Origin of the sequence: Clostridium senegalense, assembly GCF_018916625.1 — a bacterium.
GTDB lineage: Bacteria > Bacillota > Clostridia > Clostridiales > Clostridiaceae > Clostridium_J > Clostridium_J senegalense.
The window spans coordinates 238,784-251,667 of the sequence record NZ_JAHLNC010000004.1; the positions used below are offsets into that span (position 1 = coordinate 238,784).

Below are 12,884 nucleotides of genomic sequence, written 5' to 3' on the forward strand. Positions count from 1 at the left end.
TAAGTGATTGCATAAGTATGATATACTAAATTACTATTATAGTAAAATGCTTTTTAAAAAAATATTAACCTTAAAACACTTTCCCCATTGCTTCCTTAACCGTTGTTATACCTATAATATTTATCCCTTTAAATTTATCGCCTAATTTTTCTTTACTTTTATAAGGCATTATAATATTTTTAAATCCCATTTTTTGTCCCTCATTTACAATCCTCTCTATATTGGATATAGGTCGAACTTCTCCTGTTAGTCCAACTTCACCAACAAATAGTGGGCTTTCTAACTTCACTGTTCTACCCTTAGCACTAGATATTAATGCCACTGCTAATCCTAAATCTCCAAATGTCCCTTCTAAATTCAACCCACCAACTACATTAACATAAACATCACTACTATAAAAAGGTATTTTTAATTTTTTCTCTAAAACAGCTAAAATAAGACTCATTCTTGAATGATCAATTCCTACAGAAGTTCTTCTTGGCATAACTGCTTTAGTTTCACTTACTAATGCTTGTATTTCTACTAATAATGGTCTTGTACCTTCTATTGTTGCAATAACAACAGATCCTTCTTGCTCAAAAGATGTTTCTTGCAAAAACACACTAGACGCATCCAAAATTTCTTCAAGTCCACTTTCCCTCATTTCAAAGACCCCAATTTCACTAGTAGTCCCAAAACGATTCTTTATAGTCCTTAGAATTCTAAACTCTTGTGTTCTTTCCCCCTCAAAATATAAAACTGTATCAACCATATGTTCTAAAACTCTAGGCCCTGCAAGTTCCCCCTGTTTAGTTACATGTGCTACTATAAAAAGTGGTATATCTTTTGTTTTACCTATTCTCATTAAATCATTTGTACATTCTCTAACTTGAGAAACACTTCCTGGTGCTGAAGTTATTTGAGATTTAAATAAAGTTTGAATAGAATCTATAATTACAAATACAGGATTCATATTTTCTATATGTTCTTCAATTAGATTTATACTAGTTTCTGAAAGAATATATAAATTATCACTTATACAATCTAATCTCTCAGCCCTCATTTTTATTTGTTCTTCTGACTCCTCACCAGATACATATAAAACTTTTCCATACTTATCTGCTATCCTTTTAGCAGTTTGCAGTAGTATTGTAGATTTTCCTATACCTGGATCTCCAGATATAAGCGTTAACGAACCTTTAACTAATCCACCACCAATTACTCTATTCAATTCATTAATTCCTGTATCAAATCTTTCAAATTGACTTGATTTTATATCTTTTATATTTTGTGGCTTCCCTCCGCCACTTATAGTAACCGCTCTATTAAACACAACTGCCTTTTCTGGGACCTTAACTTCTTCTATCATAGTATTCCAACTATTACAATTAAGGCATTTTCCCATCCATTTAGGCGACTCATATCCGCATTGACTGCATACATATACATTCTTAGTCTTTGCCATAACCTTTCCTCCAAACTTATGTAATTGATTTCTTTAAATTTATTTCTTTATTCTCTTAATACTTTAATTATATTCCCTTTTACTTATAACTCAAAATATGTTCCAATTTTTAAAAATAAAGGTGTAATTTCATTAATAAAATTACACCTTTATATCTTACTAATATTATTCTTTAGTTATTTTTAAGTTATCACTATCTACTGTAACAATTACACTGTCTCCAGTATTTACATTTCCTTTTAAAATTTCTTCTGCTAATTTATCTTCTATAATTTTAGTTATAGCTCTTCTTAAAGGTCTTGCTCCATAGGTTGGGTCAAAACCTTCTTTTGCTAAAAATTCCTTTGCTTCATTAGAAAATTTTATATTTATATTTTGTTGTTGTAATCTATCTGATAATACATTAAGCATTAATTCTACTATTTTTAATAAATCACTTTCATTTAGCTTATGGAATACTATTATATCATCTATTCTATTTAAAAATTCAGGTCTAAAAGTTAATTTTAGTTTTTCCATAATATTTTCTTTCATTTTTTCATGTCCTGTACTTGCTTCTAGTGAATTTTTAGCGAATCCAATTGTATTTTGTTTTTTTATGTCTGAAGCTCCTACATTTGAAGTCATTATTATTATAGTATTTTTAAAGTTTACTGTTTTACCTTTTCCATCAGTAAGTCTTCCATCTTCTAAAATTTGAAGCAATGCATTAAATACATCAGGATGTGCTTTTTCTATTTCATCAAATAAAATTACTGAATAAGGATTTCTTCTTACTTTCTCTGTTAATTGTCCACCTTCATCAAAACCCACATATCCAGGAGGTGCCCCTATAAGCTTAGATACAGAATGTTTCTCCATATATTCTGACATATCAATTCTTATCAAATTATTTTCATCACCAAACATAGCTTGTGCTAAAGCTTTAGTAAGCTCTGTTTTACCTACACCTGTAGGTCCTAAGAATATAAAAGAACCTATCGGTCTCTTAGGATCTTTAAGTCCAACCCTTGCTCTTCTTACTGCTTTTGATATAGATTCTACAGCCTCATCTTGCCCTATAACTCTTCCATGTAAAATCTCTTCAAGTTTCAAAAGCCTAGTTGCCTCAGTTTCTGTTAATTTTTCAATTGGTATATTAGTCCATCTTGAAATAATATTTGCTACATGACTTGCATCTACTATAGAATTTGCATCATTCTTTTTAGATGACCATTGTTTTTCCTCTTTTTCAATCTCTTCTTTTATTGATTTTTCTTTATCCCTTAAAGATGCTGCTTTTTCAAAGTCTTGCATAGTTATAGCATCTGATTTTTCTTTTGTCGCTTGTTCTAGTTTTTCCTGTAAATCTTTTAAGCATTTTGGTGTTGTTAAATTTTCTATTCTCATTTTTGCACCAGCTTCATCTATAAGATCTATAGCCTTGTCTGGTAAAAACCTATCTGTAATATATCTATCTGAAAGTTTTACTGCTGCCTCTATTGCTTCATCTGTAATTTGAACTCTATGATGTGCTTCATACTTATCTCTTAATCCTTTTAAGATTTCTATAGCCTCTTCCTTAGTAGGTTCATCTACTAATACTGACTGAAACCTTCTTTCTAATGCAGCATCTTTTTCTATATATTTTCTATATTCATCTAAAGTTGTAGCACCTATACATTGTATTTCACCTCTAGCTAATGCTGGTTTTAATATATTAGATGCATCAATTGCACCCTCTGCACCACCAGCACCAACAATAGTATGAATCTCATCTATAAATAAAATAACATTTCCAGCCTTAGCAACCTCTTCTATAATATTATTTAATCGCTCTTCAAACTCACCTCTATATTTTGAACCCGCAAGAACAGAAGACATATCTAAAGATACAACCCTTTTTTCTTTTAATATTTCTGGTATATTACCGGATACTATTTTCTGAGCTAAACCTTCAGCTATGGCTGTCTTACCAACCCCTGGATCACCTATAAGACATGGATTATTTTTCATTCTTCTACAAAGTATTTCCAAAACCCTTTCTGTTTCTTTATCTCTTCCTATAATAGGATCAAGTTTTCCTTCATATGCTAAGTCGGTTATATCTTTTCCATACTTATCTAAAGTTTTGGTATCTTTTTTACTTTTCTTACTATGAGATTTAATATTACTTTCCTCTCCTTTAATAGCCTTTTGAATATCTTTATATAACTTTAATGGATCAGCGCCTAAATTTACAATTATCGTATAGGCTACTCCCTCACCTTCTCGTATAAGTGCCAAAGTCATATGCTCTGGAGATATATAATTTTGATTTAAACTTCTTGCTTCAACTAAACTAATTTCAAATAATCTCTTTGTTCTTGGAGTTAAAGCAATTTCATTTTCACTCATTTCAATATTACCATAGCCAACATAAGCTTCTATCAAATTTTTTACATTATCATAGTTGATATTAAAATCATTTAATATATTTTTAGAAATTCCATCTTCCTCTTTTAAGACTGCTAATAAAATATGTTCTGTTCCAACATACCCATGTTTAAATTCCCTTGACTCATCATTTGCATACATAAGCACATTTCTTGCTCTTTCAGTAAATCTATTAAACATATTAAACACCTCGCTTAATAAAATTTTCCCTAATTACTATAGCTCTATAAAAATTTATATTGTCATTTTTAATTTCATTTTTAAATTTATCTTGTAATGCTGGTAAGCTTATATCTATTAGTAATTTATTTAAAGCAGTTTTACTTATATCTTTAATTAAACCTAACTCTATACCTAACCTTATCATAGATAATAACTCCATACTTTCTTTATAATCTATAATTATTGCTGTACTTAAAATCCCTCTAGCTCTCATTATTCTATCTTCCATCTCATATTTATAGCTATTCATGAGTCTTGTTCTTGCTTCTTTTTCTTTATCTATTATTTGATATATCATAGCATTAAGTCCATTAATTATTTCTTCTTCTGTAGGACCTAAAGTTATTTGATTAGATATTTGAAATATATTTCCGTAACCTTTAGAGCCTTCCCCATACAAACCTCTTATAGTCATTCCCATTTTACTAACTGCATTAAAAGCATTTTCTATTTCCCTTGTCATACAAAGGCAAGGTAAATGAACCATTACGGAAGCTCTTACCCCTGTCCCTACATTAGTTGGACATGCAGTTAAATATCCTATATCACTATCATAAGCAAACTCTAATTTTTCCTCTATAATATTATCTATTTTATTTATATTTTCATAAATTTCCTTTAAACTTAAACCATTAGATATACCTTGTATTCTTAAATGATCTTCTTCGTTAATCATTACGCTAATGGTTTCATTATTGTTTAATATTACTGCACCTATATCTTTATTTTTTAGAAGAGATTTACTTACAATGTGTTTTTGAAATAACATTTCCTTTTCAATCTCTGTTTTTTCATCTAACCTTATTGTTTTAAAATCTTCTTTAAAATTCTCATCTAAATAAAAAGCATCTTCTATATTTTTAATAATCTCATCAGCAGTTTCTTTATTAATTTTATTTGGGAAGGGATATCCTTTTAGATTTCTTGCTAATCTTATTCTACTACTTAAAATTACATTATCCTTTACGCCTTCAGCATTTATCCAATTTTCCATAGTATTCTTCCCCTACCTTTCTAACTCTCTAATAACATCTCTAATTTCTGCTGCCTTTTCATATTCTTCTTTTTCTATAGCATTTTTAAGTTTTTCTTTTAACTGTAAAACTTCTCTTTTCTTCTTAAGTTCATTTCCATATTTTTGTGGTATTTTACCATTATGCATACTACTTAATTGAACCCTTTTTATAATAGCTGTCATTGCTTCTCTAAAACTCTCATAACATTCATCACAACCTAATAAACCTGTTTTTTTAAAATCTTCATAAGTTTGACCACATTTTTTACAACATACTTTATTAGATATTTGTTCTTCTCGATTATTAGCCATATAATCAATAAAACCACTTAAAATATTTTGAAACGAGAACTGAGATGAAAAATCTGCATCTAGACCTATAGCATTATTTTTAGCACACACTTCACATAAATGTTCCTCATATTTTACACCATTAACAACCTTTGTTATATGAAAATTTGCCTCATTCTTTTTACATCTGCTACAAATCAAAATTACCCCTCCATTTTATTATTCTAATATATTAAAAATTATGGACTTTAGTATATCTGCCCTTAATCTATTCTTACTATTTCCAATACAAGATAATGTTCTATCATTTAATGTTATCTTAATTATCTCTTTTTCTCTTTCGCTTATTATTTGTTCCTCTTTTAAAGCTTCTAAAATACTTACAGTGTTATTATATGTTATATAATCTCCTATTTTTTCATTAAGAATTTCTAAAAGATTATTATGGATTGTATATTCTATTTTTATAATTTTTATACATCCTCCTCCCCCTCTTCTGCTTTCTATGTAATAACCTTTTTCTCTTGTGAATCTGGTAGATAATACATAATTTATTTGAGATGGCGCACAACTAAAATAATCTGCTAATTCGTTTCTTTGTATCTGAATTTGATTATCTATAGACTCATCTACTAATTCTTTTATAAAACTCTCTATTAAATCTGATAACTTAGCCACAAAATCACCTTTTCCATATTTTTCATTTACCTTGACTTTCTTTGACCTTAATATTATCATACAATATTTGTATTATACTTTCAAATATTATTTTTTCCATTTCTACCTTTTATATTCACATATTATGAAAGCACAACAAAGAACTTTTCCTTATTGGAAAAGCTCTTTGTTTATATATTTTCTATCTTTATATAATGTTGAAATTCCCTTTTCAAAATCATAGTAATTTATCTTAATACAATCATCTTCATAATATCTAATATGAACTGTTTCTTCTGATTTTAATTCCACTTCTACTAAACTTGTTTCTTTCTCATATGAAAAGTTTTTTACTTTATTTATCAATTCACATATATTACTTTTGTTTTTTATCATAATTTTCTCTCCTATCTCATTTCCATTTTACTCTTAAGTTAATATTCTATGTTTTTTTCGTATTTCCTTTTTTTTCCATAAACATAGATGTTTTTCTTTTGCTATTGTACTTAAGAAGGATGATTATTTTTATGATAATTTATTTTTTATAATTTAAAACAGAAAGTTAATTTATGATTATATTTCAGTTAGAAGAAAATATTATAGCTTACTCAACTATAATATCCTCTTCTACATTTGTATTGGTAAATTGACAATTGTACAAGTTAAAATAAATACCCTTTCTATTTAATAATTCATTATGATTTCCTTGCTCTTCAATTCCCTCGCTAGTTATTACCACTATTGTATCTGCATTTTTTATAGTAGATAACCTATGTGCAACTACTATTGTAGTTCTTCCTTTGGATAACTTTTCAAGAGATTTTTGAATCATTATCTCAGTTGCATTATCTAAAGCTGAAGTTGCTTCATCTAATATTAAAATAGGTGGATTTTTTAAAAATATTCTAGCTATGGCTACTCTTTGCTTTTGTCCACCTGAAAGTTTTATACCTCTTTCTCCAACATAGGTATCATAACCATCTGGAAGAGATTCTATAAACTCATGAATATTAGCATTCTTAGCCGCTTCAATAATTTCTTCATCTGTAGCCTCAGGATTTCCATATAAAATGTTTTCTTTTATTGTTCCTGTAAATAAAAATACTTCCTGCTGAACTATTCCTATATTTTTTCTTAATGATTTTATTTTCAAATCTTTTACATCTATATCATCTATAGTAATATTTCCATCATTAACATCATAAAACCTAGGTAGTAAATTACAAATAGTAGTTTTACCTCCTCCTGATGGTCCTACCAAAGCTACAGTTTGTCCACTTTGAATATCTAAATTTATATTGCTTATAACCTCTTCACTATCTTTATATTTAAATGTTACATCATTAAACTTTATATTTCCTATAGCATTTTTTAATTCTATTGCATTATCTTTTTCAACAATATCTGTCTTTGTATTAATAATTTCTAGAAATCTTTTAAATCCAGACATTCCACTTTGATATTGCTCTATAAATGCAGTAAGTCTTCTTATTGGTTGCATAAAATATGTTATATATAAAAGATAGGCAACTAACTCTGATATAGTTATATATTCTTTGTATGCAAAGTATCCACCAGCACCTATAACTACAACATTTAGCATATCCACCATAAACCTTATTCCAGCTAAGAATTCAGCCATACACTTATAAGAATAACTTCTGGCAGTTTTAAATTGAACATTATTATCATCAAATTTTTCCATCTCATAATCTTCATTTGTAAATGCTTTTGCAACTCTAATTCCAGAAATACTATCCTCTAAACTGCCATTAACATCTGCTATCTTTTTTCTTACATTATCAAATGACCTTGCCATTTTAACCCTTTTAACCATAGCAAACCAAACTATGAATGGAATAAAAGCAAATATTATCAGTGTTAATGTTATATTTATTTTACAAAGTAATATGAATGAACCTATTAACATGACTAAAGAAATGAATAAATCTTCTGGTCCATGATGTGCAAGTTCAGATATTTCCATTAAATCATTGACTATTCGTGACATTAAGTGGCCTGTCTTATTATCATCAAAATAACTAAATGGTAATGTTTGTAAATGAGAAAAAATTTCTTTTCTCATATCATACTGAATTCTAACCCCCATTACATGACCCCAATAATCTATTATATAATTACATATTAATTTGATAACATATAATACAGTTAAAGCTATTGTAAATTTTATTATCATATTAATATTTTTATTGGGAATACCGTAATCTAACAACTCTTTTGTAATCATTGGAAAAAACAAATCTAGTGCCGCAACCAAAAAAGCACATACCATATCAATAATAAATATGAGCCTATGTTCTTTGTAGTAAGAAACAAATTTTCTTATCATACTATCCCCCCATAGATTATTTTATTATAAGTTATATACTAATGCCATTTAATATATAACTTATAATATTAATTTTATTCCCCTAATTTTTAAAATCTAATACAACTGAATTGTTATAAATTATATAAAAATCAATCATCATAAAAAATAAACTATCCTATATTATATCATACATATATGTATATATATGTAATTTATTTAAAATTGATTATATTCTTTAAAAGTATATTGATGATGAGATGCATCTGCATTGGTAACAATCTTATAATTTTCATCTTCATCAAATTCAACAACAGTTAAACTAGTTTGTTTTATAAATGGAGGTTCCCACAAATCTTTAATTTCTTTCTTTTGTAGTGCACACATAAAACCTTTTAAAACTGTAGTATGAGTTACTACTAAAATTTCTTTTCCCTTATTTTCTCTTACCATTTTCATAATAGTTCTATATGCTCTATCCCTAACTTCTTCGAAGCTTTCTGCACCCTCTACTGTTATGTACTTTTCTGGTTTATTCCAATAATTATAATGATTTTCTTTATTTAATTCACTTATTTCCTCCTGTGTTAATCCTTGCCATACCCCCAGTCTTATTTCTCTTAAATCTAAGCTTGGCACTATTTCAATATCCCTATCACCTTTTATTATTTCTGCAGTTTTATAAGCTCTATCTGATGAACTAGTATATATTTTACTAAAGTTTATATTTTCTACCCTATCTCTTAGCCATTGGGCTTGTACTTTTCCTAGTTCTGTTAAAGGAGAATCATTCCACCCTTGCATCTTACCAAGTTTGTTCCATTCAGTTTCTCCATGTCTTGTTATGTATAATTTTGTCATATACTCTCCCCCTCGTTTTAAAATTATAGCTTATATTTAAACTATTCTATAAATTCATTATAAATTTTTTTTATACTTTATTGCAACTTTAATTTTAAAATAAAAAAAGAGCCTATAAAGCTCTTTTAATCTTTTGGAGTTCTTTTGCCATGTATAACTGAATCTATGTATATGTCACCAACCCAATTTTTAACTCCATATGATGGTATATAATTTGTTTCTTCAAAATTATTATAATCTTTTTCACCTTCATTGTAGGGTCTATATTCTTCTCGCAAAATTTTATCAGTTTCTATTTCATTTTTTCTTATTCGCTCTGATGAAAAGCCGGCCATTTTCATTTCCTCCTTTTTCCAGTATGTTAAATTTTTCTGTTTGTAGCATGTTACATAAAACTTGTATGTCCTCTTCATTACTATTTTCCATCATAACAGTGAATTCATCTTCCGGTCCTATTATTTCCATATAATCGTGTATATTACTGTAGTCGCTTAAATTTATTCTACCTATTATGTTCATTTTATAGTAAGACATATTAGCCCCCTAAACATTTTATTTATATTATTGCTACTAAAAATAAATATTATTCAATTAATACAAAAAAAGATGTCAATTTATTTATTGACATCTTTTTTAATACTTTATACAACTAACTTATTTCTTTTATAACTTTATTAACTACCTCTATTGGAACCTCTTCATATCTTTCAAAATTAGTATTGAACTCACCTCTTGCACCAGTTATAGACCTTAAGTCAGTAGCATAATCATAAAGTTCTGCTTGAGGTACTTCCCCTATAATCTTTTGGCCATTATCTATAGGTTCCATTCCAAGTATTCTTCCTCTTTTCTTATTTATATCCGCTATAACATCACCCATATATTCATCTGGAATTATTATCTCTATTCTCATTATAGGTTCTAATAATACCGGTTCCGCCTCTTGTAATCCTTTTTTATATGCTAAAGATGCTGCTACTTTAAAAGCCATTTCTGAGGAATCTACTGGATGATAAGATCCATCATGCAATGTAGCCTTTAATCTTATAACTGGATATCCAGCTAAAATACCTTTGTTTACACAATCTTTTAACCCTTTTTCTACAGCAGGTATATACTGTCTTGGTACAACTCCCCCTACAACCTTATCAACAAACTCTAAACTATCATCGCCATCATTTCTTGGTTCAAATTTTATCTTAACATCTCCATATTGACCATGTCCACCAGATTGTTTTTTATATTTACCTTGCACATCAGCAGTCTTTTTAATCGTTTCTCTATAAGGTGTTTTAGGAAGCTCTAATGCTACATCTACACCAAATTTAGACTTTAATTTGCTAACTATTACTTCTAAATGAGTAGATCCAATTCCTGATATTATTGTTTCAGCATTTTCTAAATCTCTACTAACTGAAAATGTTGGGTCTTCTTCTAAAAGTTTGGATAATCCATTTGATATCTTATCCTCGTCACCTTTTGATTTAGTCATTACTGCTCTTGAATATACTGGTTTTGGGAAAGTGGATGTTTCAAATGTAATCATACGTCCTTTATTGCATAGCGTATCCCCTGTGTTTGTACAATTAAGTTTTGATACTGCACCTATATCACCAGCTTTGATTTCACTTGTTGTATACTGTTGTTTTCCTCTTAAAAAATACAATGTTCCCATTTTTTCTTCTTTGTTTTTGTTTGCATTCATAACAACTGTATCAGCTTTAGCTTTTCCAGTTATTACTCTAAACATTGATAATTTTCCAACAAAAGGATCTGCAATAGTTTTAAATACTAATGCTGAAAATGGTTCTTCTTCATTTATTTTTATATCTATATAATTATCATTTTTTAAATTTTTTGCTTTATATAATGTTGTATCAACTGGTGATGGAAAACATTCTATTATATCTTCAAGTAATGTGTGTACCCCCACCCCTGTAGTTGATGACCCACACATTATAGGAGCTATTTCGCCAACAGATGCCCCTTTAACTAATCCATCATATATTTCTTCTTCGCTTAACTCACCTTCATTAAAATATTTGTCTAATAAAACTTCATCCATTTCTGCTACAGCTTCCATTACCATTTGTCTACATTCATCTATTTTATCTTTTATGTCTTCTGGAATTTCTGTTTCTTCCATCTTTTTTGTTTGAGGGTTAAATATTCTAGCCTTTTTAGATATAACATTTACTAATCCTTTAAAATCATTCTCTGATCCTATAGGATACTGTATAGGAACTGCTGATATTCCAAATCTATCTTGTATTTGATTTAATGTTTTTTCAAAATTACTATTTTCTCTATCTAATTTATTTATAAAAAAAGCTTTTGGAATTTTTTTCTCTTTAGCATACTCATATGCTTTTTCTGTTCCAACTTGTATACCAGATACAGCACAAACTACAACCATTGCTAAATCTACAGCATTTAATCCTTCTATCATCTCGCCTATAAAATCAAAATAGCCTGGAGTATCAACTAGGTTTAATTTTACATTTTCCCATTCACAAAATGACACTGCTGTTGAAATTGAAACTTTTCTTCTTTTCTCTTCTACATCAAAATCACTAATTGTGTTTCCTTCTTCTATTCTACCTAATCTATCAGTACTACCAGTATAATAAAGCAATGCCTCCATTAAACTAGTTTTACCTGAATCACTGTGTCCAACTATTCCTATGTTTCTAAGGTTATTTACCTTATATTGTTTCATAAGCTATCCCTCCCATTGATTTAGAGATTTTCCAGTGTATTTTCTTTATTCTATATTCCTTGTAGAATCCCTTTTAATATTTAAAATTTTCAAAATATTAAGAATATATTTACACATCCTTAACCGTTCCGAAATACATTAATTAACTACATATCAAATTATATTTTAAATAATACACATTTATTCATAAAATCAATGATTTTTATCAACATATTAAGTATAAATTGTTGATAAGATAACCTTTCAGTATTTATATTGTTAATAACTTCTCCTAAAATCAATTTATAATCTAATTTTAGGGAAAATAAAAAAGCTAGGTTTTAATGACCTAACTTTTTTTAGTTACCTGGCAACAACCTACCCTCCCACACAGTCTCCCGTGCAGTACTCTCGGCGTCTAGAGGCTTAACTTGCCTGTTCGGAATGGAAAGGAGTGTTACCCTCTAAACCATCATCACCAGATTTTAAATTAATATAAGCTACGTACTGCGTCGTCAATTTCCTTCGTTCCTATGCTCATTTATATAAATAAACTCCGCTTCTCACTCAGTCATTTCCTAGCATTACTTGCTTCTCTTAATTTATTTAAAAATATGGCTCCGCGAAAAGGATTCGAACCTTCAACCTATCGGTTAACAGCCGAGTGCTCCACCGTTGAGCTATCGCGGAATATTTTAAAAATTAATATAAGCGGCGTACTGCGTCGTCATCTTTCCTCGCTCCGATGCTCATTTACATAAGTAAACTCTGCTTCTCACTCAGTCGTTTCCTAGCATTACTTGCTTCTCTTAATTTTATATTTTTTCCAGAGATTGTTCTCTGAAAATTGCACAGTGATTATATTAGGTCAAGCCCTCGACTTATTAGTATGAGTCAGCTGAACATGTTACCATGCTTACACCCCTCACCTATCAACCTGATGTTCTTTCAG

11 protein-coding genes, 1 tRNA gene and 2 rRNA genes are annotated in these 12,884 nt (G+C 28.8%); all 14 read right to left on the reverse strand.

Annotation, left to right across the window (positions count from 1 at the left end):
• Positions 1 to 70: 70 nt before the first annotated feature.
• On the reverse strand, positions 71 to 1,444 hold the full coding sequence (radA, locus tag KQI36_RS09910; RefSeq protein ID WP_216450723.1) for a DNA repair protein RadA: 1,374 nt from the start codon (positions 1,442 to 1,444) through the stop codon (positions 71 to 73).
• A 165-nt stretch (positions 1,445 to 1,609) separates the two neighbouring features.
• Positions 1,610 to 4,039, reverse strand: a complete 2,430-nt coding sequence (locus KQI36_RS09915) for an ATP-dependent Clp protease ATP-binding subunit (RefSeq protein ID WP_216450724.1) — start codon at positions 4,037 to 4,039, stop codon at positions 1,610 to 1,612.
• 1 nt (position 4,040) lies between these two features.
• Positions 4,041 to 5,075 carry a protein arginine kinase gene (locus KQI36_RS09920; protein WP_216450725.1) on the reverse strand — a complete coding sequence of 345 codons (1,035 nt, stop codon included), beginning with the start codon at positions 5,073 to 5,075 and terminating at the stop codon, positions 4,041 to 4,043.
• 12 nt (positions 5,076 to 5,087) lie between these two features.
• Positions 5,088 to 5,588 (reverse strand): UvrB/UvrC motif-containing protein, encoded by a 501-nt coding sequence (locus KQI36_RS09925; protein ID WP_216450726.1) that lies wholly within the window; start codon positions 5,586 to 5,588, stop codon positions 5,088 to 5,090.
• Positions 5,589 to 5,606: 18 nt separating this feature from the next.
• On the reverse strand, positions 5,607 to 6,065 hold the full coding sequence (locus KQI36_RS09930) for a CtsR family transcriptional regulator (protein ID WP_216450727.1): 459 nt from the start codon (positions 6,063 to 6,065) through the stop codon (positions 5,607 to 5,609).
• Between the two features lie 150 nt (positions 6,066 to 6,215).
• On the reverse strand, positions 6,216 to 6,440 hold the full coding sequence (locus KQI36_RS09935) for a hypothetical protein (RefSeq protein ID WP_010295407.1): 225 nt from the start codon (positions 6,438 to 6,440) through the stop codon (positions 6,216 to 6,218).
• Between the two features lie 208 nt (positions 6,441 to 6,648).
• Positions 6,649 to 8,394 carry an ABC transporter ATP-binding protein gene (locus tag KQI36_RS09940; RefSeq protein ID WP_216450728.1) on the reverse strand — a complete coding sequence of 582 codons (1,746 nt, stop codon included), beginning with the start codon at positions 8,392 to 8,394 and terminating at the stop codon, positions 6,649 to 6,651.
• Positions 8,395 to 8,592: 198 nt separating this feature from the next.
• Complete coding sequence (locus KQI36_RS09945; protein ID WP_216450729.1) at positions 8,593 to 9,234, reverse strand: histidine phosphatase family protein; 642 nt, start codon at positions 9,232 to 9,234, stop codon at positions 8,593 to 8,595.
• Between the two features lie 125 nt (positions 9,235 to 9,359).
• The gene (locus KQI36_RS09950) at positions 9,360 to 9,569 is read right to left on the reverse strand and encodes a hypothetical protein (RefSeq protein ID WP_216450730.1); all 210 of its coding nucleotides are present in this window, start codon (positions 9,567 to 9,569) and stop codon (positions 9,360 to 9,362) included.
• Positions 9,532 to 9,768 (reverse strand): hypothetical protein, encoded by a 237-nt coding sequence (locus KQI36_RS09955; protein ID WP_216450731.1) that lies wholly within the window; start codon positions 9,766 to 9,768, stop codon positions 9,532 to 9,534. Before KQI36_RS09955 ends, KQI36_RS09950 begins: the two co-directional genes overlap by 38 nt.
• Positions 9,769 to 9,883: 115 nt before the next feature.
• Positions 9,884 to 11,953, reverse strand: coding sequence for an elongation factor G (fusA, locus tag KQI36_RS09960; protein WP_216450732.1), 2,070 nt, complete (start codon positions 11,951 to 11,953; stop codon positions 9,884 to 9,886).
• A gap of 344 nt (positions 11,954 to 12,297) precedes the next feature.
• Positions 12,298 to 12,415, reverse strand: a 5S ribosomal RNA gene (gene rrf / locus KQI36_RS09965).
• Between the two features lie 132 nt (positions 12,416 to 12,547).
• Positions 12,548 to 12,622, reverse strand: a tRNA-Asn gene (locus KQI36_RS09970).
• Between the two features lie 174 nt (positions 12,623 to 12,796).
• Positions 12,797 to 12,884, reverse strand: a 23S ribosomal RNA gene (locus KQI36_RS09975); the annotation flags it as partial.

What these genes read in the sequence shown, in the direction of transcription:
- radA (WP_216450723.1), bottom strand. Translation starts at nt 1,444, where the DNA reads ATGGCAAAGACTAAGAATGTATATGTATGCAGTCAATGCGGATATGAG.
- KQI36_RS09915 (WP_216450724.1), bottom strand. Translation starts at nt 4,039, where the DNA reads ATGTTTAATAGATTTACTGAAAGAGCAAGAAATGTGCTTATGTATGCA.
- KQI36_RS09920 (WP_216450725.1), bottom strand. Translation starts at nt 5,075, where the DNA reads ATGGAAAATTGGATAAATGCTGAAGGCGTAAAGGATAATGTAATTTTA.
- KQI36_RS09935 (WP_010295407.1), bottom strand. Translation starts at nt 6,440, where the DNA reads ATGATAAAAAACAAAAGTAATATATGTGAATTGATAAATAAAGTAAAA.
- KQI36_RS09940 (WP_216450728.1), bottom strand. Translation starts at nt 8,394, where the DNA reads ATGATAAGAAAATTTGTTTCTTACTACAAAGAACATAGGCTCATATTT.
- KQI36_RS09945 (WP_216450729.1), bottom strand. Translation starts at nt 9,234, where the DNA reads ATGACAAAATTATACATAACAAGACATGGAGAAACTGAATGGAACAAA.
- KQI36_RS09950 (WP_216450730.1), bottom strand. Translation starts at nt 9,569, where the DNA reads ATGGCCGGCTTTTCATCAGAGCGAATAAGAAAAAATGAAATAGAAACT.
- KQI36_RS09955 (WP_216450731.1), bottom strand. Translation starts at nt 9,768, where the DNA reads ATGTCTTACTATAAAATGAACATAATAGGTAGAATAAATTTAAGCGAC.
- fusA (WP_216450732.1), bottom strand. Translation starts at nt 11,953, where the DNA reads ATGAAACAATATAAGGTAAATAACCTTAGAAACATAGGAATAGTTGGA.